We start from the raw sequence: 25,737 nt of genomic DNA, 5'->3' as shown, positions 1-25,737 counted from the left end.
AAAAAACCGTTTTAACTCGGCTCAAACATCAAACCTTCATTTCGCAAGCTACAAAAACGACCATCTCCAATGATGATATGATCCACAACCTCAATCCCTACTAACTCCCCTGCCTCAATTAAGCGCTGGGTAACCATTAAATCTTCTGGACTAGGCGTAGGATCTCCACTGGGATGATTATGAGCACATATGATGGAAGCTGCATTGTACCTGATTCCCTCTCGAAAAATATCGCGAGGATGCACGATGGAAGAATTTAATCCTCCGACAAAAATATCCTTTTTATGTATGATTCTATTTTTCACATTAAGGTAGAGACAGACAAAATGCTCTTGTGGAAGATAACGAAGATCCTCCATCAAGTAATCCGCCACCGTCTCTGGATTTTGAATGGATACAAGCTCTTCTCGTTTATGTTTGACAAGACGCTTTCCAAGTTCAATACCAGCCAAAATCTGAATCGCTTTCGCTTCCCCAATCCCACGGATCTTCGTTAATTCTTGGAGCGAAGATCCATGTAGATTTCGAAGTCCATTCGTCCCCATAAGCAGGCGCTGGGCCAATGCTAAAACCGATTCTCCGCGACTTCCCGTTCGAAGAAGTAAAGCAATTAATTCCGCATTTGATAAATGTTCTGCACCAAGTTGAATCATTCTTTCTCGAGGTCTCTCATCTGCTGGAACATCTCTCATCAATAATTGAGAATCATTACATTCCACTAGAATCCTCTCCCAAATAGATTAGATTGATTAGGTGTCCATCTTGATGCATGACATATACCGATTATGACTTCTCAAACAGTGGGCAAGAGCAGGTTTCTAACATTTCGGCCAGCAAGCTTAGAGACATCCCCACTACGTTAAAATAGCAACCCTCAATCCTATCAATAAAACTAGCACCATATCCTTGGATTCCATAGGAACCAGCCTTATCCATCGGGTCTCCTGTCTCGATGTACCACTTAATTCTCTGATCGGATAGCGAGTTCATCCATACATTTGTGATCGCATGTCTCGATAACGACTGCTTCACCTCACCATCACGAACTTCGATCAAACTAATGCCACTAAATACTTGATGCTTCGTTCCTTGTAAGCTAGATAGCATCGCAAACGCATCTGCTGGATCGCTTGGCTTTCCGAGAATCTGTCCACCCTTCACCACAATCGTGTCCGCACCAATAATCCAAGCATTTTTCTCTTCCTCAGCCACTTTCGCTGCTTTTCGCAAAGATAACATTTCTACTACTTCACTTGGTTCAATTGAACCCTCTATCTCTTCACTAACCTCACTCGTCCGCACACGAAAATCCACTTTTAAATGGGCTAATAATTCACGTCGTCTAGGTGAGCCAGATGCTAAAACAATCTCCACATAAGCGCCTTCTTTCGTCCAAAATCCTCATATGTACAAAAAAGCACCCTCCTCAAAAAGGTGCAGTCAAAATTATGATAATTTTAGTTTAGCAAACTTGGCATTATTCAACAAGAATCTAACCAAACTGACTATTGAAATGATTCGATTAGTTGCTGGTATGAAGTACTGTAACGAATCAATCCTTCTTGAATCATCCCGAGCAGAGCGGTATTTGGATTCTTCTGTGCTTCTTGAGCGGCTTGTACTGCCTGATCAATTCCTCGGATCATTTCAGATAGATAATTTTTGGGTATTTGGGTTAAAGAAGTAGCGATCATCTGCCCATCGGTGAGAAGCTTTCGATGTTTTTCTAGATACTCTGCTTTAAACGGAAAAGCAGACGGTTCTTTGGAACTGGTAAGTTGCGCTACGGTTAAGGGTGTCATCTCCTGTACCATTTCATTCCCTAGTTGGATAAACGACTGCAACTTCGAATCGATCTGTTTTTTGGTTTCTTTCTGAGACGACTGTATCTTTTTCGAAATGACAGGAACCCCTTTTTGTTTTAGGAAACTGGCCAACTGTCCTGCTTGTTTCTCATCGATTGTCATCCCGACAAAAATGCGATCTGGATCCGTAAACGATAATACCGAAGCAAACCCCTTTGCTCGCAGTTCAAAAACGCCTTTTTGTGCAGCGGATGAGTCACCATAGCCTCCTGTTTCCATCAAAATAACAGGCAACTCTGGAAAATGGTTCGGATCACCTTGGACAGGGGCTTCTTGTTTCGAATCATTTTGCGGTGTTAGATGTGAATCAATTGAGTTGACTGGTCGCTTTTGTGAATCCCCCGAAAAAAACAGAGACAGCACTGATATCCCCATAATCGAGCCTAAGACAGTCGCACCTATGATCGATAACACGATCTGTAGCCATGTTTTTTTCCAGTTAAACTTTCGCTTATTCGGCTTTCGGAATGGTGTATGAGGGGAGCTCCATTCGATAATCTCTGCTTCTCGATCATCTTCAATCGAGAAAACCTTTCGAAAGCGATACGCACTTAATGCATCTAAAAATGTACGCCCTTGAGTGGACGAGGTTGGTTCCGTCGGTTCTATTTCTGGAATGATCTCTTCTTCCTTACTCTGGATCGGTTCAACGGTCACAGATGTAAATCCCGTTGAAGGGGTATGTGTGACAACTTTTACAAAATGATCATCCAGAGAATCGCCTACAGACTTTTCTTGTTTAGGTTTTACATTTACCTTCACCATAATAGACCCTCCCTACCAGAAACTTTCTATCACAGTATATGGATAAATACCCAAACTAAGAACTACGCTACTAGACAATTTTACTAGAATGAGAGAAACCACTCTAGATAGCTTGTCCACATCGTTTCACCCACCATCCAAGCAATAATCGCCCCCAGTACAATATGTGGACCAAAAGCTATTTTTTGTTTTCGAGCAACTTGTTTGGTTGTAAGCGCTCGAAACAATACCACCCCACATGCACTCACACATGCGATCCATAGGTGAATCATCCAATTCCATGTACCTAACCAGATGAATAAAGCTGTTAATAGCTTTATATCTCCCCAGCCCATGGCACGGGTAAGCAAGACCAGAACGATGAATAAGAAAAGAATCCCTAATCCAATCAACCATTCTGTATGCCAATACTCTTGGTAGGAGTCACTCTGAATCTGTTCTGCCATTCCTAATCCACACATGATCACCACACATATATTTGGAATGATCCCTACCCATAAATCGGACCACACAATCATCCCCATGGTCCATAGAATCCCTGTGATGATGAACCATTCACTATTATTGGAGGGGGGATTAATAGAAATAAGGACTGTTCCGTACACCAACGAGATCCCATTCATCCACCATGTAACTCGATTAGGTAGATCATCTTTCCAGCTACTATGTAGTTGGTTCCGCTTTTGCCTGCGCTTTAGATAGGAGTCTGTGATATTGGGTAAAGGGGTGAATGCGATGATACATATGATCCATTGCCATAGATTCATGTTTGTTCCTACTTCCTATAAATCACTCTTCAACAAACCTATACAATTTCAGTCGACCAATGAATCCCATTTCGGTACAATGAAATTAAATCGTTCTTTTACATACAAGAGGTGAACTATGTTGCTTTCCATTCAAAATATAACCGGTGGTTACTCACGTACAAGCCCCGTTATCCATAACCTGACTTTTGAAGTGAAGCCCGGTGAAACAGTTGGTCTCATTGGACTAAACGGGGCTGGTAAAAGTACCACAATGAAACATATCCTAGGTCTATTAAACGCACATAGTGGCTCAATCACGATTGATGGGTCTACATTATCTGATCAGCCAGAAGATTTCAGATCAAAGATCGGCTATATACCAGAAATGCCTTTGTTTTATCCAGAGTTAACATTATGGGAGCATCTTGAATTAACCGCTTCGGCTTATGGACTATCAGACGAAATCTTTCATAAACGAGCGGAGCAACTCTTAAAACAATTTCAAATGGAACGAGCGCGTAACTGGTTCCCTGATACCTTTTCCAAAGGGATGCAGCAAAAAATCATGATCCTCTGCACCTTTCTCACAGAATGTAAGTATCTAATTGTAGACGAACCCTTCGTGGGACTAGATCCTATTGCGATCGATGAATTAGCGATGCTCTTGCAACAACGGAAAGAGAAGGGAACGGGCATCCTAATCTCTACACACATCCTTGATATGGCGGAGAAACTTTGTGATCGCTATGTTTGTATTCATCAAGGCAATATTGCCCTTTCGGGAACGATCGAAGAGATGCGAAGCCAAGCCGAGCGCCCACATGCCTCTTTGCATGAACTCTTTATATCGGTTGTAAAAGGGGATCATCGATGAAACAAAATAAATCCTTACTACAACATCGTATCCATACAACATGGACGAAGGCCACGCGAATTATCACTCTAATCGCGAGCGGAGGAGGAACACCCCTTGTTCTAGGCATTCTCTTAGTTGGTTTTTATGTAGCGTATCAAACTTTACTTACTGGGCTACCTGCAAACTTTCCATTTGACTGGGTTGTATGGGGGATTCTTACCTATATCCTCTCAAGCGTAGAATTCCGTCCGTGGATCGAAAAAGCTGACTTAGTTTTTTTACTTCCTCTCGAGCACACGATGCCTGCTTGGAGAAAAACGGCCTTTCTCTACTCAGCAGGTATGGCTATGCTTCGTCTTATCATTGTTCTTTTCCTGCTTTATCCGCTTTATCGAGTTCGAATCGGGACTTCGTTGGAGTGGTGGACAGCAATCGGCATGCTACTCTCTCTACAAATCTGGACCCTGTGGGTACGGGTGATGGAAGACCACCGCAGGCTCCAAGGATTTTCGCACATATTGGATCAGATTTGCCTTTGGGGGATTACCGCATTTCTGGTATTTTGGTCACTCCATCCCTATCAAATCTACACCTTGCTCGCTCTGCTCTTTCCCATCGTTCATTCTATTTGGCTATATAAAACGACCAAGACAAGCCAAATGCCGTGGATGATTTGGCAAAAAAGAGAATCGATCATCCGACATCGATGGCAATCGCTTGCTAGTTGGTTCGTAGAATTGCGCGGGGTTGAACCACCGATTAAAAAAAGAACATGGCTCATCGCCATCATTAAGCGATTCACAACCCAAAAGGAGCCATTTATCTATCTATATTGGCGCACCTTGATTAGGCGCAGTGACTTATTTGCTAGTTTCTATCGGATTTGGATTTGGGCAACCCTTTTCGTCGTCAGCCTTCCCTATACGTGGGTATCTTGGACGATTACCCCGCTTGCTATTTGTCTATTTGTCCTTCAGATGCCTAGGTTAATCACACAGCAAACCTATCCGCTCTGGGTAAAGCTATATCCGATATCCGCCGGACGAGCCGTGTACAGCTGGGCTACTATCACTCGAACACTCACCTTTCTACTAGGCTTCCTACTCATTATCATGCCCCTTGTCATGCAACGAGTAAGCTATATGGAAGCGATGATTCTACTACTTATCAACTGGGCAATAGGCTTACTAATAGTAGGTTGGAATAAACGGAAGCTATTTCATTCCAATCAAGTAAATCGATAGAGACAACAAAAGAGCTTACTAGAAGTTTTCAAAAAGCAAGCTTTTAAAGTAGCTTCTTGGAGCCGAAAAAAATCTACTCACTCCCTACTCAACCAACCACACTGTTGATTAACCAGCAAAGAGGAATAGTCTAGGGGCAATGTATCTAACCACTGCGATGTTAGTGAGCCTACTTAGCGTAGTGATTCGAAGCAAGGGTGTTTTGTGGCAATGTTTGAACGTTCTTTGCGAGTTTTGCCACTTGTCCGAAGCGGAGAATCACGGAGCGGACTTGCTTTTCCACATCCTCGCAGGCCCACTATTTGAGCTGTGGGTAGATACATGCCCCAGACTAATCTCCAATAGCTGATCTAACAACAAACAACACAGCACAACATAAATAAGGCATGACAGAAAGCAACTATCGCTCTCCATCATGCCTTTTTCAATTACCCACATAAAAATTACTTACTACCCAACACTTCTTTTACATCTTTTTTAATCATTGCTTGATCCGGATTCATCCCATTATAGAACTTACGAACTTTGCCAGTCCCATCAACCAAGTAAAATTGAACCGGATGTTGGAAAAGAGGCTTTCCGCCTTGAACTTGGCTCTCTTGCTTCTCTACCGTTCCTTTGAAAGTCTCACGCGCTAGTTTCTCCATATCAGAGAGAGCATAGCCCGTTAAGAAATGCCAATTGGAAAAATCAGCTTTATGCTTCTCTCCAAATGCTTTCAATGTAGCAGGCTTGTCTGTCTCAGGATCAACACTAAACGAGACGATTTCTACATTTAGCCCTTCTGCCTTCAAATCTTCTTGGATTTTCCGCATATTCGCAGTCATTGGAGGACAAACGTCTGGACAGCTAGTGAAAATAAAATTACTTAAGTATACTTTGCCTTTTAGATCCTGACTTCCGAATTTCTTCCCGTCTTGATCCGTGTATGTAAACTCTGGAACCTGCCAATTATCTTTCGTTACGTCATTCGTAGAAGTGCTTGCTTGTTGATTCGCCGTTTCTTTGTGACCGGCATGATCATTTGATTTGGAACATCCGATTACCATACTCATAACACCAACTGCTACTGCTCCTACTACCAAAAAACGCTTCATTTTCCCTCGCCTACCTACTCTATCAATTTCCTTCTATATTATTCCAGAAAAACTCATTGTGCAATAGCTCACATGAATCATTCTACCACCTTTCATTCTTTTTGACCTACTACATACAACAAATGATAGGTCGCATATACGCCTGACCCCATTTGATAGATTTGATCATATTGGTCCATCACCCGTGGGAGTAGTTTTCGGTATACGGATAATGGTTGTTTCGCTTCACTATAATTGGCCCCGGTCGCCTTAATGCTTTGTAAAAAATCGCGACAACTGGAATATGAAATCCGTTGCCGGTCCTCTATCCCCTCTAGTAACATCAACTCTGCTTTTTTCCATATATTTTCCCAGTCTTCTAATGAATGCATGGTTAGACGATGTTGGCTCGATTCAATAAGAAGTTCGCTTTCAACTTTTTGAAACGTAGCCGCTAATTCGCAAAATGTTTCTTGCCCAAATGTAGAAGACACCAACCATCCCATAGGCTGAAGCGCTTCTGTCCACGAACGAATCGTACTCTCTGGATTCGTTAGCCATTGTATCGTTGCATTAGAGATAATGAGATCAAAGGAACCAGTTACAAGCTGTGGAAGCTGTTCTGCATCCCCTAAGATCCATTGAATGTGGGGACTTTTCACCTTTTCTTTTGCCACTTCCATCATTCTAGGTGCTAAATCAATCGCCACGATCTCTGCATGTGGATATCGAGCAGTAAGTAAATCAGTCAAATATCCAGTCCCACAGCCAATTTCACAGATTCGCTCTACAGGCTTCTTCCTATAAGAGAGAAGTTCAATTAATTGATGGGCCATCTGCTTCTGCACCCTTGCATGTTGATCATAAGTTAAAACTGAGCGATTGAAACGGTTGGCTACTTTGGCTTTACGAATGCACTCCATGTAGACACTCCTTTATCCATTGCTGAAAACGATTCTTCTGCGTCCAAAAACAAGCATGTCCACCCTCTTGCCAAATGGTGCAGTCCGCTTGGGGAAGTTGTTTTTCTAGGTTTAACGTTGCCGTAACAGGACAGATACTATCTTCCAAACCGGCTAGTAGAAAGACAGAGGTGGAAATCTCTTTCCCGCGATCTCGAAGGGAGAATTCTTGTAGAAAATCAAGTCCTGCCTGTACAGAAGACAAAGTGGGGAGCTGTTTACGAAACGTCTCCTGCCACTTCTCTCCCCAACCTTCCTCTAGCTCAAGCGAAGAAAACATTTTTTGATCGAACGAACGAATCACTTCTCGCCCATTCGAAAGTAATTTCTTTTTCATCCTTCTCACTACTCGTTCATCCCATCCAGAATCAGCATGACTACGCTTTACAAAATCAGCCACCCCACCTATGAGAAATAGGCGACATACCCGCTTATGAAAACGAAGAGCCAGTTCCAAAGCAACCATCGCCCCTAAGGACCAACCCACCACCATAATTTCATCGGCTTCAATTTGCTCGAACGTTTGAATCGCCAGTTCCATCACTTGCTCTTCCCGTTCACAACCACAAAACGAAAGCGCATAGTGCTTGTAATCAGGCCATTCCCCGTAAAAAGGCTCCCAAATCCGTTCTGGAACTGACCAACCCGAGATCCATAAAAAAGCTTGTTGTTTTCTACTCATCCGATCACCTTGCATTCATATCCAATTTGTACAATGGTACGAATCGCTTCTCGCAAATCTTCCTCTCGATGATTTGCCATCAATGAGAAACGAATCCGCGCTTCTCCATTTGGAACCGTCGGTGGTCTGATCGCCACTGCCAGTATTCCACGCTCTGCTAATCTCTGGCTAAACTCTAACGTCCTCGAACTATCTCCTAGCATAATCGGAATAATCGGTGTCGTTGAATCAGTCAGTCGGAAACCAGCTTGAGAAAGCCCTTCACGAAAATAGTGACATTTGCCCGAAAGAGATTGACGTAACACACTCCTCTGTTGCACCAATTGCAAAGATCGACGAATGGCTGAAATCACCACAGGTGGGAGCGCCGTTGTATAGATAAAGCTACGCGCAGTATGAATAAGATAGCGAATCCACTCCCTTTTCCCAGTTACATAAGCTCCATATACGCCAAACGCTTTGCTAAATGTCCCCATGTGCAAATCCACTTGATCCGCAATCCCTAACTCATGAGCCAACCCTTTGCCCTGTACTCCGATCACTCCCACACTATGAGCCTCATCCACAAATAAAGCCGCACCATAACGCTCTTTTAGATAAACCATGTCCTGAAGGGGAGCCACATCTCCATCCATACTAAACACCGCATCCGTTACAATTAGCTTTCTTCTCGTCCCTTTTTCATCCGCTTTTTTCAAGCATATCTCCAAATGATCCAAATCTCGATGGCGATAGCGAAAGTGAGTCGCACCACTCAATCGAATCCCGTCCACGATGCTAGCATGATTCAATCGATCACTAAACACCGCATCTTCACGCCTAAGCAACGCCGATAAGACACCCACATTCGCCATATAGCCATTGCCAAAAACCAATGCCGCTTCGGACGATTGCCAATTCGCTAATTCCGATTCCAACTGATCGGTCTCTTCCTCATGACCCACGATTAAGCGGGAAGAAGGCGATCCCGCCCCCCGACTCATCGCTTGTCCCATCGCATCTGCCAATTGAGGATGTCCTGCAAGACCCAGATAATTATTGGAAGAAAGATTGAGAAATGATTTTCCTCCACGTTGACATACCGGTTGTGCAGAATCCGTTACCATTTTCAATTCACGTGTTAAATCTTGTTCTGCCATACGCCAAAGCTCTTCTTCAATCCAATGATCCCAATGGTTTACAGGGCACATTCTTCAATCTCAAATCCCAAGTCTTCAATAATCTGATGATCGATTAGGGAGGCTTGTCCTTCTGTAGTCAGGTAGTCCCCCACAAAGATCGCATTCGCTGGATAAAGGGATAATGGTTGCAAATGGCGCAGATTCACTTCTCTTCCCCCCGAAACCCGAATTTCTTTACTCGGATTGATAAATCTCATCAAAGCCAATACCTTCAAACAATAACGTGGGTCTAACTCTTGCTTATCTTCTAGCGGCGTTCCCTTAATCGAATGAAGAAAGTTTACAGGGATCGAGTCCGCATCCAACTCCCTAAGAGCATAGGCAATCTGAACCGTCTGCTCACGAGTCTCGCCCATCCCCACGATGCATCCAGAACACGGAGACATCCCAGCTGTTTTCGCTTGTTCGATCGTTTGAACTCGGTGATCGTAGTTATGCGTGGTCGTAATATTGGCAAAGTGATCTTTACTTGTATTCAGATTGTGATTATAACGATCTACTCCTGCCTCTTTGAGCCTCTCCGCCTGATCATTCCGTAAGATTCCTAGGCACGCACACACTTTCATCTTTAAATCTTGCTTAATCTCTTTCACAGCTTCGATCACTTCTTCTAACTCGTGTTCCGTGGGACCACGGCCGCTTGCTACGATACAATAGGTTCCTGCCTTTCGAGCCAATGCTTCTTTTGCACCAGCAACTAAGACATCTCGTTTCATCATCGTATATTTCTCGATCGGTGCATTGGAGACGATGGACTGAGAGCAGTATCCACAATCTTCCGGGCAAAGACCACTCTTGGCGTTAATAATCATGTTCAACTTTACTTTTCTGCCGAAGTAGTGATGTCGAACTCGAAAGGCGGCTTGTAATAATGGAAGTAGCTGAGCATCCTCTGCATCCAGAATAGATAATGCTTCTTTCATGGTGAGGAGTTCGCCTTGTAGTGCTTTATCGGCATAATGTTCCCAGTGTGTCGTAGTTGTGGTTGTTAACATATTAGTTCCTCCTAATAATCAATAGACTTGATTAATTCTGTCATATTTACATGCTGGCAAATGACTTGTCTTACTGTATGAGAAGTAATCGCTTCTCCAAGCCACGGGACTGTTCCTAGCACAGGGACTTGAGCCATTTGTTCGATAAAGCGGGAATTGTGCGCTACACTCGGGTCTTCGTCGGTTTCTCGGAGACCGTTTAAGATAACACCCATCGGATGTAACCCCATATGGCGGGCAACGAGGGTAGTGAGTACGGTATGATTCACTGTGCCCAGAAGGGGATTCGCTACGATCAGAAGTGGCCAACCGATCTCCTTGGCTAAATCTGCAACACTGTATCCGTTTCGTATGGGTACCATGAGTCCACCAGCGCCTTCTACCAATACCACATCATGCTTTGCTTTTCGCTCTTCCAAATGTTGCAGAATTCGCATACGGTCTATTTCCGTTTCGGCAATCTCTGCCGCCAGTTGCGGAGCTACTGGTTCAGGAAAACTATAGGTAACCACCGTTTCAATCGACTCCGTTATCCCAACTAATTCTTTTAGAATCATCCCATCACTTTCTGGAGAATCGATTTCATGTCCACTTTGCACAGGCTTCATGATCCCCACATCAAATCCATAATCTTGCAATGCAAGCGCCAAACCCGCTGTAATCACGGTTTTCCCGATCCCGGTCCCCGTTGCCGTAATAAAGATTCCTCTGCTCATCCTTCCGTAACCTCAGAAATAGATTGATATAAAATGGTAAGCATCTCTCGTAGCTCTTCTTTTGTCGTGATGAGCGGTGGGATGAAGGTAATCACACCATCAAGCGGACGAGTAAGTAGCCCTAGTTCTTTTGCTCGTCTACAGACCCGTATGCCAATCGCCTCTTCAAATTCATAAGGCTCTTTCGTTCCTTTATCTCTCACTAGTTCAATTCCCACGATCAGACCCAATTGGCGAACTTCTCCTACGTGAGAGAGCTGCGCAAATTCCTTTAACCAGACAGATAACGACTTACTTAGCTCTTGAACATGTTCGATTACATTCTCCTGGTCATAAAGCTCGAGATTCGCCAGTGCCACCGAACATCCTAGTTGGTTTCCTGTATAAGAATGACCGTGAAAAAATGTTTTCCCTTCCGCATGATCCCCATAAAAGGCATCATAGATTTCATCGGAAGTAAGGGTTGCCGCGACAGGAAGATAGCCACCAGTCAGCTTCTTTCCTACCATCATGATGTCAGGCTGAATTCCTTCATGTTCACAAGCAAACATCTTCCCTGTACGACCAAATCCAGTAGCCACTTCATCCACTAAAAGGAGAACATCGTACCTACGGCATAGCCTTTCTACTTCTAAAAGAAATCCATCTGGCATCACGATAATTCCACTTGCCCCTTGCACCATTGGCTCTACAATGAGCCCTGCAATCTGTCCCGATTTCTCTTCTAACGCCTGCTTCAACTCATCTAGACAACTTTTTTTACATTCCTCCACCGTTCCCGGAAAACGATACGGATATGGGTACGAAACTTTTTCAGTTGGGAACAGCAATCGATCGAAAGCTCGATGAAATGTGCTAATCCCCCCTACACTGACTGCCCCCACGGTATCACCATGATACGCATTTTTCATGCTGAGAAACGTCTGCTTCTCGGGTCTTCCTAGATGCTTCCAATAAAGAAACGCCATCTTTAACCCAATCTCGACTGCCTCTGCTCCACTATCAGAGTAAAAAACTTTTTGTAAGCTCTCGGGGGAAAGCTGGACCAATCGTTCTGCTAATAAAATAGACGGGACATTTGCCATTCCTAATAAAGTAGAGTGAGCAATTTGTTCTAGTTGTTGTTGAATCGCTTCATTTAGCTCTTTTCGATTATGACCAAACACATTTAGCCACACGGAAGCATTTCCATCGTAGTATTCGTTTCCTCGTACGTCGATTAGCTTGACTCCTTGGCCACGTTCAATAATGACGGGATTATCGTTTAAATATTCCTTCATTTGAGTGAATGGATTCCAAAGATATTTCTGGTTCTTCTCTAGTAGTTCTTGATAATTGTGTGACATGCTCCTACCCCCAACCTAATGTAAACTATTTATTTATATTAAGTTTACGTTTATTCCAGTTGAGTATATCAGAATGGGAAGGACACTACAATTGTAATTGTCTCTTGAGTAAGGACTGTTGGTTGAGCTTTTTCTATGTGCCACGCTCCGGCGCATGTATCTCACCACAGCTCAAAGAGTGAGCCTACGAGGATGTGAAAACCGCTCCATCCTTCTTCACTTCGGGCAAGTGGCAAAACTCGCAAAGAACGCGGGGACATTGCCACAAAATGCCCTTGCTACAAAGGACTACGCTAAGCAGTTCTACTCACTCGCAGTGGTGAGATACATTGCCCCTAGACCATTATCATTTTCTAAACAATTACCAGTTCTGTGGAGTATAATTGTGTTCGGTCAGCACATCGAGTATTTCGGCGAAAAAAGAATGAAAATTAAAAATATTATTCAGAAATTAACATGATGAAGCTGTATATCACTCCTTGGTACTATCACAATGAAAGATTATCAAGTTCTTCGGCAGATAATTGTTTCCTATATTTTCGATAGCGTAGGATCGTATAGATCCCAGCAACAAACCATATCAAGCCAAATAATAAGTAAAGGTAGTTTTGGATACTAGGGGAGCTAATGTGAAAAACGCTACATAACGTTTTTAGATTGGTCATGATGATGAGTCCACCTACTAGAACTCCTAATATGGGCGCTGGAATTAGGCGTACTAGCCAAGCGGCGATTGGGGCTGCTATGACGCCGCCGATCATCAGTGCCAACACCCACTCCCAATGGAACTGTTGCCATCCGAGCGAGATCAGAAAGCCTAATGTAGAGGAGAGAGCTATGGCAAATTCGCTAGTATCTACGGACCCTACTACTTTTCGTGGCTCTAATTCGGTTCTCGCCATCAACACAGGCGTAGCGAGCGGTCCCCAACCACCGCCACCCGTAGAATCGGCAAAGCCTGCTACAAAGCCTAGAGGGATGAGCAACTTCTTACTGGGTGTACGGTTTGAAAGATTCATATTCTGCTTAAAACGAACAAATGAAAACCGAATTAAAACATAAGCCCCTAGTGAAAACAAGAATATCGCAACATACGGCTTCACCAATTCCCCAGGCAGATTACTTAAAAAACAAGCACCCACAAACGCCCCGATCGAACCCGGCAAGATCAAACGAAGAACCGTTTTCTTATCCACATTTCCAAAGCGAATATGCGAAACCCCTGAAGCTGCCGTTGTCACCACTTCCGACATGTGCACAGAAGCAGATGCAATCGCTGGCGCAATCCCAAACAGTAATAATAATGAGCTAGATGTCACCCCATACGCCATCCCCAACGCACCATCCACAAGCTGTGCAAAGAACCCCACGATTATAAAGGTAATCAAACGATTCATAACATCCCTCCATTAGATGCAAAAATACTCATAATACATATATGATTACTTTGTATTAGGATATGACATGAGAAGATATTTCGAAATCATATATTAACTAAAAAATCATATAGAGTTTAATCATGCACAGACATAATTTAAAAAACTCCCACTGCATAAACTCGGGGAGCAAATGGGATGATTTTTATGGCAATCTGAATATATAAGTTTGAATATCAACTTCACTGCTAGCTTAAATGCCAATTCCCTCGATTCACGAGGGTCAATACTTCAAAAAGGTAATCGTAAATCTAGTAAACTCAAACCGACGACTCTCCACTCGAATAAATCCATCATGAGCTTCGATGACCGACTTAGCAAGGGCTAATCCGATTCCAATCGAATCACGCTTCTTGAAGTGCTTTACTTTATAAAACCTTTCAAATATATGGGGCAGATCTTCACGCTCAATTCCTTCTCCAAAATCTTGAATCATAATCTCTGTGTGAATAGGAGTATCTCTCACCTGAACACAAATTTGGCTACCTAGATTAGAATGTTCGATGGAGTTTTTTAAGATATTGATAAGTGCTTCTTGAATCCAAATTCGATCATGGGAAACAACGATCTCGTCCGCCGCATCTAAATCGATCGTGATGTTTTTCTCACGACATTTACTTTGTAAGATATCAATTGCTTCATAAATCGTCTCAACAAGATTGATTTTCTCTTTATCAAAAGCAATCGCTCTAGCATCTACTTTCGCTACCTTTAGTACATTGTGGATCAGGTCATTCATTCTAGAAAGCTGAACTTGATTACTCTGAATAAACGTTTGACATTGTTCAAGAGAGCATTTTCCATTTAGCAAGATATCATTATTCACCATTAGTGTGGAGAGGGGTGTTTTTAGTTGATGTGAGAGATCGTGGAGAGTCTGAACGAGAAATGTTTTCTCAGCAAATAAATCATGCATATTCTTTCGTATTACTTCTTTCATCGATTGAAACGACACCGCTAATCTAGCCAAGTCCCCTTCTCTATTTTCATTCATCGCTACTTCATAATCTCCTTCCACGATCTTATCAGCAGCCGTAATAAATTGCTTGATCTTACCGAAAAAGGATTTGTATTGTATCAAGTTCACCAACAGAAGTGTGATACAAAGGAGTCCCAGACCCCAAGAAATAAGTTGGTTATAGTCTGAAATATGTTGATTTAAGTAGGGAAATAGATCTAACGGTACATCTTCCGATATACCATACTGATTTAATAAGTCTTTACCAATAGTAATATAAGGGTTAAATTCCTTTTCTTTCCCTGATAGAATATGCATGATTTCACTTTCATTTTCTGGGTTTTGCTCTACAAGCTTCCCCGTAATCCCACTCCAAGTATTGATGTAATCGCGCTTTAAATCGCTATAAAATGATTGCAACATAATCGTTTGATACACTACAAATAAGAGCAAGATCACGGTTAGAAAACCAAGACTCGTCTTTATCTCCGAATTTTTCATTTCTATCCTCTTTCTAGCTACGAATGCTTCGTACAGACTCTATGACATCTTGATCCCAACGATAGCCAAGACCTCTTTGGGTAACAATACAAGCTGGATTTTTAGGATCATCCTCGATTTTGCTCCTTAATCGTCTGATGTATACAGAAAGCGTATTTTCATCGAAAAAAACCTCGTCACCAGTCGTAATTTTCTCTAGTATTTCATCTCTTTGCATCGTTCTATGAGCATTTGACATCAATGTAAGAAGAAGTTTGTACTCTAAATTAGTTAAGGACACAGGGGTCGCATCTTTAAAAACCTTTGTTGACTCCACCTCCACCTTGATACTGCTAGATATTAACTCCGTTATGGATGTAGTTGTTAATTTCTTTCGCAATTGTACTCTTACCCGAGATAGCAATTCTTGTAATCGAAATGGCTTCGTAACGTAGTCATCACCACCCATTTCTAGGCCCATCACTACATTTGCCTCTTCGTCTAGAGCAGTCAAAAAAATAATAGGGATGTTACTTCGAGATTTCAGATAGGTACACAAATCATAACCGTTGCCATCTGGCAATCCTATATCTAAAATCGCCACATCAAAGGACTCTTTTTGAAAATGAAGTTTAGATTCGGCTACAGTTGTTACTCTTGTCACATCAAATCCTTCACTTTTTAACGAGAATTCAATCGCCGTTCCCAGAGATTCATCATCTTCAACAAATAGAATTTTATCCATCTTTTACCCTCACTATTTCAACACTTGAGTAAAGCCACTATACCCAATGAAAAAGGAAAAAACAAATGTGAAAGAAAAAAAGACATGACTCACTCTTCATAAGCCATGTCTCCAATATTATTCCTCTCGAATCACATCAATAAGATTATCTTTTGAAATTTTTCTCAGTGGTGCCAAGATGGATAAATAACTAATGACAAGCGCTGCGACAAATACGATAATGCAATCCCGATAAGGAATGGTCCAGCCCATCTCGACCTTATTTGCTAAAGCGATATAGATAATGTAGCTAAGTAGACAACCGAAAAAGATTCCTTGAAGTCCCCCAAAGAAGCCATACACAAGTCCTTCATAGGTCACCATCTTTTTCATATCTCGTTGCGACATACCTATTGATTTTAGAGCAGCTAACTCTTTTCTCCTCATCATGATACTGATGGTAACCGTATTTAGGATATTCACACTACCAATTAAGGTAATCACTGCGATAAAACCATATACCAATACTTTTATCGTTAATATATAAGCTTCCTGCTTCTGATTTTGATCAATATTGTCAACCACTTTAACTGATTGTAATCCTTCACCTGATAGAGCTTCTTTCATTTTCGTAACGGTTACTAGATTTTTCGATTGATCTTTTAGCTCGACTCCCAAACCAATTGGTTTGACAGGCGTTTTTGCTAATGAAGTCATTCCTTGCTCACTGCTAATCAAGGTGAACGATTCAGATCGTTCTTTATCCAATATATCGGCTTTGACGATTGCCACAATCTTTACTGTTTCCATCTTTTTTTCATCGTAGGTTAATTCATCACGATCCTCTTCCTGCTGTGATGGTTTTTGTACACGGATGGAATCCCCTACTTTATATTTGCTGAGAGGTCCGAGATAAGGCTTCTGTGTTTTCGTATTGCGAATAGCTGCCTGTTCCACTAAAATGACTGCTTTTTCCCGCTTTAATTGGTTCACATCAATATGACCCGATATCACAGATTTTTTCAATTCTTGTAATGACAAATCATCGTATGCCTTGACTGATGAATGAATCATGTCCATGCGTTTTCCTTTATGATTCACTTCTGTATATAAGGAACCACCTTGTAATGATTCAATTTGCTTATCACTCGGCATTTCTGTATAAAAAGCTTGTTTCTTATACTGCTTATAAATCTTTGTTATGTTACTGACTTGGTTTAATTTCTGTAATATGGGTTCCATGTCCATAGGTGAATAAGTCTTTGATTCTACTGCTACATCCATTCTTAAAGCGGACATTTCCGTTTGTTTAGACTGAAAAGCAATTCCCATCAGTGAGGAAAAGGTAATAAATAGAATGCTACTAATAATGATAGATAAGATCGTAACCGAATACCTACCTGGGCTTCTCTTACTATTTTTTAACGCCATGCTTAAAGGAACCGAGAAAAAATTCCTTACTGTGGTTTTTTTATTTCGTTTGATGGTCTCTTTTTTGATCGCTTGCCTACTACTAATGGCGAGAAGCGGTGAAATTCTTCCTGCCAGAAAGGCGGGCCAAAAGCTAGCAAGATAAACCGTCAACAGTGAGATGAATGAACAAAGTCCGATAATCCATCCTTCAATCGGAATGACGATTTTCATATTTTGCCCTAGGCTAGTCAATATCCATCTGATCACAACGACAGAACAGATGCTGAGGAAGACCCCAATTGGGATCGCTATGATGGAAAAGAATGTTGCCTCTCGCAATACTAACTTCCGAATCTGTTTTTGAGTCGCTCCTATACTCCTAAGTAATCCAAACTGCTTCAGACGCTCCGTAATACTGATCTGAAAAGCATTATAGATCACGACAATCGTTGAAATCATAACAATTCCAATTGCAATTGCAGGTACGACCATTAAAGCTTTATCTGGTTGCAAGGCTTGAATGAGAGTCTCATTAACCTTCGTATTTTCCTCGCCTGCTAGATTTTGAAACTGGTTCGCGACTTGTCTGATATTCGATTTCGAGTGCAGTTCAATCAGTAGATTTCCTTCACCTACTTTAAACTGATCTTGCATCGTTAATAAAGTGCCCTTTCGCTCTTGTTGGGTAAATTCTTGGTTAGCTAGGATTCCCACTAATTTATATGTTTTCTTTTTAAAGGAAAAGGTATCCCCTAATTTCAAATCGGGTTGAATAGAGGAGAGAATCCAGCTTTCGATCGCCGCTTCCTGTGAATTAGCAGGCATCTTTCCTTGCATCAAACCCGGCTTCAGTAACTCTAACGCACGAGAATCTGCATAACGATACGAGACAAAATCCTTTCCTACTTGAAAAATCTCTCCTTGGGACATAGTTCCATAAGAAGCGACATTCGGGTTATGGCTGACTTTATCTAAGATCGCTTGATCATAGTGAGATATATCCACATGGTAGGAGACTCCCGCTTGATCCTTTGCACTTTCAATTTGTGTATAATATGCACCATTAAAAAATAATCCAATCGTCGTAATTAAAGCGACTGCTAGCACAATTCCTAACAACGTTAAGTTGGTTCGTTTCCAATAGCTTCTGATATATTTTTGGCTTAACTTCTTATAACTTCGAATCAAATCGTTTCTCCCTCCAAACCTAGGACGATGGATGAACCAGTAGTTGATCGGAAATAATCATCCCATCCTCCATCGTAATAATGCGATCTGAATTTGCCGCAATAGCAGGATCATGGGTAATTAAAATCACGGTTTGGTTATATTTTTTTGCCGTTATCTTCAGTAAATCAAGCACTTCCTTGGTATTTTGGGTGTCCAAATTTCCGGTTGGCTCATCGGCTAAAATGATACTTGGTTTATTCATTAGTGCTCTGCCAATGGATGCACGCTGTTGTTGTCCACCCGATAATTCAGAGGGAAGGTGATTTCGACGTTCCTCTAATCCTAAGAGCCGAATTAGTTCATCTAGATATGAGTCATTTACATGTTGCTCATCCAGTAAAGCAGGCAAAGCGATATTTTCCTGCACGTCTAATACGGGAACAAGATTAAAGAATTGGAAGATAAAGCCGACTTTTCTTCTACGAAAGATGGAAAGTTCTTGATCGCTATAATCATAGATGTTTTGTTCTCCGATAAACACCTTACCCGAGGTAGGACGATCGAGACCGCCCAATATATGAAGCAACGTACTCTTACCAGATCCTGATGCCCCGACTATCGTGACAAATTCACCTTTATGAATGGAAAGATTAATCTCTTTTAATGCCGTAACCTCAGCATCCCCATCCCCATCCCCGTATTTTTTCATCACTTGCTCCAACCGAACGATTTCCATCTTCTCATCCTCTCCCCATTGAAATGAATCACCTATTTAGGCACATCTACAAAATCAATCATATTCAGACCATCTTTATCCGGACTATCTTTAAAACTGTCAACACCATAGACATAACCATTTTTATAAACCTTTGCTATGTCTTTTAATAGATTCTTAACATCTTCCTTATTTTTGTAGTCAAACTTCTCCTTTGAAAACTGAACGAGTGACATGTCCATTTCTTTTGCTTGTACTTTATTATAAAGATCATCCCCTAAAATAATGACATTCTCTGGGCTATATCCAATCCAAGCCTGATGTTTTATATGTTTGACGGATACCATTTGATCATTTAGCTTGATATTTTGATCTGTTGCCACCCTCTTGAATAATAAGTTGTCCTCACTGGATAATTCTTTAAGCTCGCGTAATGGATCTGATACAATCATGCCGCTATCTGGATCTTGTCGCTTCCTCATAATTCCTTTTTCTACGAACTTTTTCGCAGTCGATTTACTAATGACTACATAAAAAGGTTGTCCCTTGTTAGGATCCACTTGTTTCTCTTCAACCTTCACTACTTTATATTGATAATCAGCTGTTTGCTTCGTTTCAGACTTGTACAATTTCTTAACTGCATCGATATTTTCTTTCGAACCCGATACCAAAATTCCATTTACCGATTGTGGAGGTCCCTCTATATACCGTTTCACTCCAAATCCAACACCTACAAAAGCAATCGTAACTACTAAGAACCAGATCATCTTTTTCTTCATTTTCATACTCCTTTTCTGCTGTTCATGATTCCCTTGTTGTCTCAAGTATAAGTGGAGTTTCACCATATCTGAATGACTGATACCTTACATATGCTCGCAGAAATCTTACTCGTTAGTAAGATTATTCGTTGATAAACAATCTTTCATCCAACCTGTATTTCTCTTACAAAAGAGTAATACAAGTGAAAGGAAAACAAATGGGAGGAAATAGGAGAATGGATTAAAGTATCAATATAAACAAAAACAAAACGGAGGTGAGCTGGATGAACTGGATGACAGTGCTAAAAACGGTCTTCGAAGTCGTATTTAATGTATGGATTGGAAAAGAAAGAGGTGGGATCTAACTTGAATATGATTGTGAATATAGAAGGAAAAACTTAGGAGTCATTCTACGTAAAATACGAGAATGACTCCTTTTCATTTTATGTTATAATAAATGTAAGGAAGTAAAGAAATAAAGAAGTAAAAAATACAACCAATCCTGAAGGTGATCTTATGCATGTGTATCGCATTAGCTCGAAGGGTCAAGTCACTGTACCCAAAGAAGTTCGAGAGTGCTTAGAATTAAAAGAAGGTGACTATATCACTTTTGGGATTGAAGATGGAAGAGTTTTCATCGATAAAGTTCAGCTTGTGCATGGTGATCTCTCCCACAAATCCGATTAGAAAGGGGTAGATAGATGGAAGCTGTATTAAAACAACCACAACCAACTCCGGAGGTAACACCAAAAGATCACAAAAAGCTATCGGCTTTGGCTTTATTTAAACGAGGTATCTTAGTTTTCTTAGGTGCTGTTTTGGTAGCTGTTGGTTTGGAAATCTTTTTAGTACCCAACCAAGTTATTGATGGTGGCGTTGTCGGAATCTCAATCATGTTATCGCACTTATCCGGACTAAATTTAGGTATTTTTCTGTTTGTATTAAATATTCCATTCTTTTTCCTTGGCTATAAACAAATAGGGAAAACGTTTACCATCTCCTCCATTTTTGGAGTCATCGTGATGTCGATTGGCACGACTTTGTTGCATCCTGTAAGACCTTTAACCGAAGATCCTCTGCTCGCTGCTGTATTTGGTGGAATGATCTTAGGAATCGGTGTGGGATTAGTCATCCGACATGGTGGTTCGCTAGATGGAACCGAGATTTTAGCCATTGTATTTAACAAACGTATTCCGTTATCCGTTGGCCAAACCGTCATGTTTATCAATCTATTTATTCTAGGAAGTGCTGGGTTCGTCTTCACATGGGATCGAGCTATGTACTCATTAATGGCTTATTTTATCGCCTTTAAAGCAATTGATGTGACGATAGAAGGTTTTAATGAAACCAAGTCCATTTGGATCATTAGTGATAATCCCGAAATACTAGGAGAAGCAATCTTAAATCGCTTAGGTAGAGGCGTTACCTATCTAAGTGGCCAAGGCGCATTTTCAGGAGAAGATAAAAAAGTGATCTTCTGCATCATCACTCGTTTAGAAGAAGCAAAGCTTAAGTCAATCGTGGAAGATATCGATCCACAAGCATTCCTCGCCGTTGGAAATATTCATGATATCCAAGGCGGCAACTTTAAGAAGCGAAGTATCCATTAGCACTCATACGTTTATTATTAAAAAAGAAGTAGACTCTTCACGGAGAGCCTACTTCTTTGACTGTAGAGACAAGGTCTCATATAAAATCGCCTCTAGTCCAAAGACGATAAGATTCTTTTCATTTTCACTTGATCAATTAGGCTGGTTCAGCTTCAACTTTAAATATCTACTGCATCATCACGAACTTTTTCTCTAGCTGTCCGAAGTAGCTCATTGTACTTCGAATTCAATGGTTCAGCTAGTTTAGACTCTAACATCGATTCAATGTCCCACAGCATACGCTGCTCTGCTTGATCTTCAAACTTAGTAAGCTCGTCTTCATTGAAACGGCATACCCAATCATAGAGCACAATCAGAAAATCATACTCTATCAATCACGAACAAACCCTTGTGATAACCATCTCGTCGAAGATCGCTATTCACAAGGGCGTTACATTCGTGATGATTTCCAATGAATAATTAATTTTGTTTTTTGTATTTGTCAATATGTTTGAATAACTCAGCAGGAACAACAAATAGGAGAGCGATTACAAACGGAAATAGATACGGTATGATAGATGGAAATGAAAAGCTAGTTTTGTAGCTTACAAAGATAGTATAAAAACAAATGGATACTATCGATATTACATAAACATTTCGAACATATTTCCTATCGTTGCGATATTTTCGTAAAAGCTTGATATTCCACAGACCAAAAACAATAATCCAAATCCCTTTAAGAATCATATACAAATTGAGAAAATTCTTATCCACAGCAAGTTCAACAAAGAGGGCGCTCATAATCGCACTCCATAGAAAAAACACTGGTACAAAACGAGATAACTCACTCCAGCTTGGATACATAAGTTCCTCCTGTTTTCATGTGATCATTCCATCATTATCCTACATACCCGTAAGTATACTACAAAAACCATAGGAGATATTTAATGATATATCTCCTATGGTTGAAACTCTAGAATGACTAAGTACTACACTGTCTTTATTTAAATGATCCACCTGATCCATAAGCCCTTTCCTAATGAATAATATATCCTGAATAAAAAAACAGAGCCTTTCGTTCACCTGTACACTTAGGATTCAAGGTGAATGAAAGGCTCTTTGACTCACTACAAAAGAACATCACGATTAAATCCAGCCAATGACTTCACATATTCCAGCGGATTGGTCATCACTTGATGAAACATTTGGCGATTATTCTTGATATACAAAGGCATATGAAGATCGTGATACTTGTTAATCTCTAGTGGTTGCTCTCTACTATCTTGAACTCTATCCTGTTATCTCTCTATATGAACGGGTAAGATTTTCAGAGATTGACCTGTGACCGAATCCGTTAGATGGTCGGCTAATTTCATCCCGTCTACTGGACTGATATTTGAAAAACGCTCTACAAACGAAGTAAGTAACAGTGTAGCTTCTAAACGTGCGAGAGGTGCACCTAGGCAAAAATGAGCGCCCGCTCCAAAGGCAAGGTGATGTTGATTCCCAGCACGATGAATATCTAAATCGCCAGCATGAGCAAATTGAGATTCGTCACGATTTGCGGAGGCGATCCAAGCAACCACCATCTGTCCTTGTTTCATCTGATGCCCAAAAACGTCGGTATCTTGAGCTACTCTGCGATCCATGGTGACCAAGAATCGAAAACGGAGTACTTCTTCGACTAGCTTGGGGACCAGTGACACGTCTTTACGTAGCTCTTGGTAAATCCCTGGTTTGTCAAATAACATGGAGTAAAATATGTTTGAAATGAGCGTGGTCGTGGTTTCATTTCCGGCACCTAGTAATCCAATCCCTGATTTCACCACTTCTTCATCTGTTAATTTTTCACCCTCTAACTCCGCTTGAACTAGGTCAGAGAGAATATCGTTTGCAGGGTTGCGCCGCTTTTCTAACACAATCGGATATAAGTATTCTTCAAACTCCTTCATCGCTTGTACTTTTTTGGCCGCGATATCATCAAATAACTCCTTGGCGTAAGGGAGAAAGAGGATGTTAGACCACGCTTTAAATAGCTCTCGATCTTTTGAAGGAACTCCGAGCAAATCTGCAATCACAATGATTGGCAGTGGTATCGCAAGTTTTTCTACAATATCGACTGTCGTTTGACCTTCTAACCCGGCAACTAGTTCATTTGCCAGGGATTGAATTCGCGGCTTCCATTCGTTAATGCTTCGTGGTGTAAATGCTTTTGAGAGCAATGCACGGCGACTGCGGTGTTGCGGAGGATCACAGCTGTTTACATTATTTCGTTCATCATTTCGATTACGGGGTATCGGAATTAAGCTTCGTTCTCTTTTATTCGAAAATAACGCATGATCAAATAGCACACGCTTCACATGGTCATATAAAAAAACATTCCATACTTCTTGTTCTGGGTCATAAAAAACGGGACTCTTTTCGCGCATTTCTTTGTACCATGCGTAAGGTTCCCATTGTTCTTCCTTCGATTTTAATTTGGTTATCTCTTGCAAAAGGATGGCTTTACGTATTGATGCTTCCATAAGAAAAACCCCCTCACATTTATTTTACTTACTTAACTAATTATAGCATAACGAATGTAGAAATATTATACTATCTAATTAATATTCAATTATTTTTTGCAGAAAAAAAGCACTATCCAATAGATAGCACTTTCTTACGCATGATTACTGTTCAAATCGCTTATGTAGCTCTGGAACCAAGCCATGAGACACGCGCCAAATGTCACCTGCGCCCATGGTGATTACCAATGTTTCCGGCTGAACTGATTCCGCAAGGTAGGCGATAATCTCATCAATAGATGCCATAAACCGGGTATTTGGATTACTATTTTCGACAATCAGCTTTGCTAAACGCTCTGCCGATACGCCCGGAATCGGCTTTTCCCCTACTGGAGCATACAGTGTATGAATAATCACTTCATCCGCTTCTCCGAAGGCTTCGCTAAATTCCTGCATCAGATGGTAGGTACGGGAATATCGTTGGGGCTGAAACACACAAACGATCTTTTTACCAGAAGCTTTCGCACCTTTGAGCGTCGTGATAATCTCTGTTGGGTGATGAGCATAGTCATCTACAACTAAGACATCATTTACTTCATCAATCATCTGGAAACGTCGTTTTGCTCCCTGACACTCCGAGAGGGCCGCGGCTGCTTGTTCAAAAGCTACTCCCAGTTCGAGGGATGTAATCATAACCGCAAGTGCATTGGCGATATTATGCCGTCCTGGAACGCGAATCGTCACGTCGCCCAGCTCATGACCTTGATGAACAACAGTAAAGGTGATCGCACAGAACTTCTCACGAATATTTACTGCACGATACTCGGCATCCGGATGGTCAATTCCATACGTAATGTACTTTCCTTTTACGCGCTCCGCCATGCTTCTTACATGCTCATCATCCCAACATAAGATGGCTGCTCCCTCTGGACGTACCTGACTCAAAAACTCCCGATACGCTTGTTTCAAGTTTTCAAAGTCACCTTGGTAGTGTTCAAGATGGTCCGGCTCAATATTGGTCACGACAGCGATATGCGGGAAGTATTCGAGGAAGGAACCATCACTTTCATCCGCTTCTGCTACAACAAATTTACTTTCGCCAGCCTTAGCATTACTTTTTAATCCAACTACTTCTCCACCGATGATGTATGTTGGATCTTGGCCACAGATCTCAAGGGTTTGCGCAATCAAGGAAGACGTCGTTGTCTTGCCATGCGCTCCGGCCACAGCGACCCCGGTTTGATCATTTAACAAACGTGCCAACATCTGCGCACGATGGATCACTTCAATTCCTTGTCGCCTTGCTTCTTCAATCTCTGCGTTATCTTGAGCGATGCTGGTAGAGTATACGATTAGCTCCGCACCGTTTACATTTTCTGCTTGATGGCCCATCGTTACTTCCGCACCGCGCTCTATTAACCTCTCTACTAAAGAGTTCGCCGCAACATCAGAGCCAGACACAGGAAAGCCCATATCGAGTAGGACGCGTGCAATTGCACTCATACCGTACCCACCGATCCCAATAAAATGTACTCTTTTTTTCTCCACTTGGG

Annotated in this window: 24 protein-coding genes; 4 read left to right on the top strand and 20 right to left on the bottom strand. The window is 41.5% G+C overall.

All coding sequences use genetic code 11. The annotated features are described in order from the left end of the window. Positions 1 to 11: 11 nt before the first annotated feature. The 4 genes from radC to J2Z48_RS07235 all read right to left on the bottom strand — a co-directional run bounded on the left by radC (position 12) and on the right by J2Z48_RS07235 (position 3,397). Entirely contained in the window at positions 12 to 719 is a 708-nt protein-coding gene (gene radC, locus J2Z48_RS07250; RefSeq protein WP_370872901.1) for a RadC family protein, read from the bottom strand. Positions 720 to 783: 64 nt separating this feature from the next. Then, positions 784 to 1,374, bottom strand: coding sequence for a Maf family protein (locus tag J2Z48_RS07245; protein ID WP_307252241.1), 591 nt, complete (start codon positions 1,372 to 1,374; stop codon positions 784 to 786). A gap of 131 nt (positions 1,375 to 1,505) precedes the next feature. Then, on the bottom strand, positions 1,506 to 2,630 hold the full coding sequence (locus tag J2Z48_RS07240) for a hypothetical protein (protein WP_307252239.1): 1,125 nt from the start codon (positions 2,628 to 2,630) through the stop codon (positions 1,506 to 1,508). A gap of 83 nt (positions 2,631 to 2,713) precedes the next feature. Further along, on the bottom strand, positions 2,714 to 3,397 hold the full coding sequence (locus J2Z48_RS07235; protein ID WP_307252237.1) for a prepilin peptidase: 684 nt from the start codon (positions 3,395 to 3,397) through the stop codon (positions 2,714 to 2,716). Between the two features lie 118 nt (positions 3,398 to 3,515). Between J2Z48_RS07235 and J2Z48_RS07230 the strand changes: the two genes are divergently transcribed. Together J2Z48_RS07230 and J2Z48_RS07225 are read left to right on the top strand one after the other, a co-directional pair. Continuing rightward, positions 3,516 to 4,253 (top strand): ABC transporter ATP-binding protein, encoded by a 738-nt coding sequence (locus J2Z48_RS07230; RefSeq protein WP_307252235.1) that lies wholly within the window; start codon positions 3,516 to 3,518, stop codon positions 4,251 to 4,253. Next, the gene (locus J2Z48_RS07225) at positions 4,250 to 5,479 is read left to right on the top strand and encodes an ABC transporter permease (protein ID WP_307252233.1); all 1,230 of its coding nucleotides are present in this window, start codon (positions 4,250 to 4,252) and stop codon (positions 5,477 to 5,479) included. The genes J2Z48_RS07230 and J2Z48_RS07225 overlap by 4 nt, the downstream gene beginning before the upstream one ends. 443 nt (positions 5,480 to 5,922) lie before the next feature. On the opposite strand, the gene J2Z48_RS07220 is transcribed toward J2Z48_RS07225, so the two are convergent. From J2Z48_RS07220 to J2Z48_RS07160, 13 genes are all read right to left on the bottom strand, one after another. Beyond that, positions 5,923 to 6,576 (bottom strand): SCO family protein, encoded by a 654-nt coding sequence (locus J2Z48_RS07220; protein WP_307252232.1) that lies wholly within the window; start codon positions 6,574 to 6,576, stop codon positions 5,923 to 5,925. 92 nt (positions 6,577 to 6,668) lie between these two features. After that, positions 6,669 to 7,478, bottom strand: a complete 810-nt coding sequence (bioC, locus tag J2Z48_RS07215; RefSeq protein ID WP_307252231.1) for a malonyl-ACP O-methyltransferase BioC — start codon at positions 7,476 to 7,478, stop codon at positions 6,669 to 6,671. Further along, positions 7,462 to 8,199 (bottom strand): alpha/beta fold hydrolase, encoded by a 738-nt coding sequence (locus tag J2Z48_RS07210; protein WP_307252230.1) that lies wholly within the window; start codon positions 8,197 to 8,199, stop codon positions 7,462 to 7,464. Before J2Z48_RS07210 ends, bioC begins: the two co-directional genes overlap by 17 nt. Continuing rightward, positions 8,196 to 9,338 carry an 8-amino-7-oxononanoate synthase gene (gene bioF, locus J2Z48_RS07205; protein WP_307252229.1) on the bottom strand — a complete coding sequence of 381 codons (1,143 nt, stop codon included), beginning with the start codon at positions 9,336 to 9,338 and terminating at the stop codon, positions 8,196 to 8,198. The genes J2Z48_RS07210 and bioF overlap by 4 nt, the downstream gene beginning before the upstream one ends. Positions 9,339 to 9,376: 38 nt before the next feature. Continuing rightward, positions 9,377 to 10,375 carry a biotin synthase BioB gene (bioB, locus tag J2Z48_RS07200; protein WP_307252227.1) on the bottom strand — a complete coding sequence of 333 codons (999 nt, stop codon included), beginning with the start codon at positions 10,373 to 10,375 and terminating at the stop codon, positions 9,377 to 9,379. 11 nt (positions 10,376 to 10,386) lie between these two features. Continuing rightward, the gene (gene bioD, locus J2Z48_RS07195; protein ID WP_307252225.1) at positions 10,387 to 11,091 is read right to left on the bottom strand and encodes a dethiobiotin synthase; all 705 of its coding nucleotides are present in this window, start codon (positions 11,089 to 11,091) and stop codon (positions 10,387 to 10,389) included. Beyond that, the gene (bioA, locus tag J2Z48_RS07190) at positions 11,088 to 12,437 is read right to left on the bottom strand and encodes an adenosylmethionine--8-amino-7-oxononanoate transaminase (RefSeq protein WP_307252223.1); all 1,350 of its coding nucleotides are present in this window, start codon (positions 12,435 to 12,437) and stop codon (positions 11,088 to 11,090) included. Before bioA ends, bioD begins: the two co-directional genes overlap by 4 nt. 488 nt (positions 12,438 to 12,925) lie before the next feature. Then, a complete protein-coding gene (locus J2Z48_RS07185) occupies positions 12,926 to 13,834 on the bottom strand; it encodes a sulfite exporter TauE/SafE family protein (RefSeq protein WP_307252220.1) in 909 nt (302 codons plus the stop codon). Positions 13,835 to 14,096: 262 nt separating this feature from the next. After that, positions 14,097 to 15,332 carry an ATP-binding protein gene (locus J2Z48_RS07180; RefSeq protein WP_307252217.1) on the bottom strand — a complete coding sequence of 412 codons (1,236 nt, stop codon included), beginning with the start codon at positions 15,330 to 15,332 and terminating at the stop codon, positions 14,097 to 14,099. 13 nt (positions 15,333 to 15,345) lie between these two features. Next, positions 15,346 to 16,056 (bottom strand): response regulator transcription factor, encoded by a 711-nt coding sequence (locus J2Z48_RS07175; protein WP_307252215.1) that lies wholly within the window; start codon positions 16,054 to 16,056, stop codon positions 15,346 to 15,348. 117 nt (positions 16,057 to 16,173) lie between these two features. Continuing rightward, positions 16,174 to 18,636, bottom strand: a complete 2,463-nt coding sequence (locus J2Z48_RS07170; RefSeq protein WP_307252213.1) for an ABC transporter permease — start codon at positions 18,634 to 18,636, stop codon at positions 16,174 to 16,176. A gap of 19 nt (positions 18,637 to 18,655) precedes the next feature. After that, a complete protein-coding gene (locus tag J2Z48_RS07165; protein WP_307252212.1) occupies positions 18,656 to 19,354 on the bottom strand; it encodes an ABC transporter ATP-binding protein in 699 nt (232 codons plus the stop codon). A gap of 32 nt (positions 19,355 to 19,386) precedes the next feature. Continuing rightward, positions 19,387 to 20,112, bottom strand: a complete 726-nt coding sequence (locus tag J2Z48_RS07160; RefSeq protein WP_307252209.1) for a lipoprotein BA_5634 family protein — start codon at positions 20,110 to 20,112, stop codon at positions 19,387 to 19,389. 495 nt (positions 20,113 to 20,607) lie between these two features. Between J2Z48_RS07160 and J2Z48_RS07155 the strand changes: the two genes are divergently transcribed. Beyond that, positions 20,608 to 20,778 carry an AbrB/MazE/SpoVT family DNA-binding domain-containing protein gene (locus tag J2Z48_RS07155; RefSeq protein WP_307252206.1) on the top strand — a complete coding sequence of 57 codons (171 nt, stop codon included), beginning with the start codon at positions 20,608 to 20,610 and terminating at the stop codon, positions 20,776 to 20,778. A gap of 14 nt (positions 20,779 to 20,792) precedes the next feature. After that, the gene (locus tag J2Z48_RS07150; protein ID WP_307252204.1) at positions 20,793 to 21,701 is read left to right on the top strand and encodes a YitT family protein; all 909 of its coding nucleotides are present in this window, start codon (positions 20,793 to 20,795) and stop codon (positions 21,699 to 21,701) included. Positions 21,702 to 21,859: 158 nt separating this feature from the next. On the opposite strand, the gene J2Z48_RS07145 is transcribed toward J2Z48_RS07150, so the two are convergent. The 3 genes from J2Z48_RS07145 to murC all read right to left on the bottom strand — a co-directional run bounded on the left by J2Z48_RS07145 (position 21,860) and on the right by murC (position 25,732). Next, entirely contained in the window at positions 21,860 to 22,075 is a 216-nt protein-coding gene (locus J2Z48_RS07145) for a hypothetical protein (protein WP_307252203.1), read from the bottom strand. Between the two features lie 903 nt (positions 22,076 to 22,978). Further along, positions 22,979 to 24,205 carry a cytochrome P450 gene (locus J2Z48_RS07140; RefSeq protein WP_307252200.1) on the bottom strand — a complete coding sequence of 409 codons (1,227 nt, stop codon included), beginning with the start codon at positions 24,203 to 24,205 and terminating at the stop codon, positions 22,979 to 22,981. A 144-nt stretch (positions 24,206 to 24,349) separates the two neighbouring features. Next, positions 24,350 to 25,732 (bottom strand): UDP-N-acetylmuramate--L-alanine ligase, encoded by a 1,383-nt coding sequence (gene murC / locus J2Z48_RS07135; protein ID WP_307252198.1) that lies wholly within the window; start codon positions 25,730 to 25,732, stop codon positions 24,350 to 24,352. Between the last annotated feature and the right edge of the window lie 5 nt (positions 25,733 to 25,737).

This window comes from Croceifilum oryzae (assembly GCF_030814315.1).
Classification (GTDB): domain Bacteria; phylum Bacillota; class Bacilli; order Thermoactinomycetales; family Thermoactinomycetaceae; genus Baia; species Baia oryzae.
This window is presented reverse-complemented; position numbering and strand designations above follow the sequence as displayed.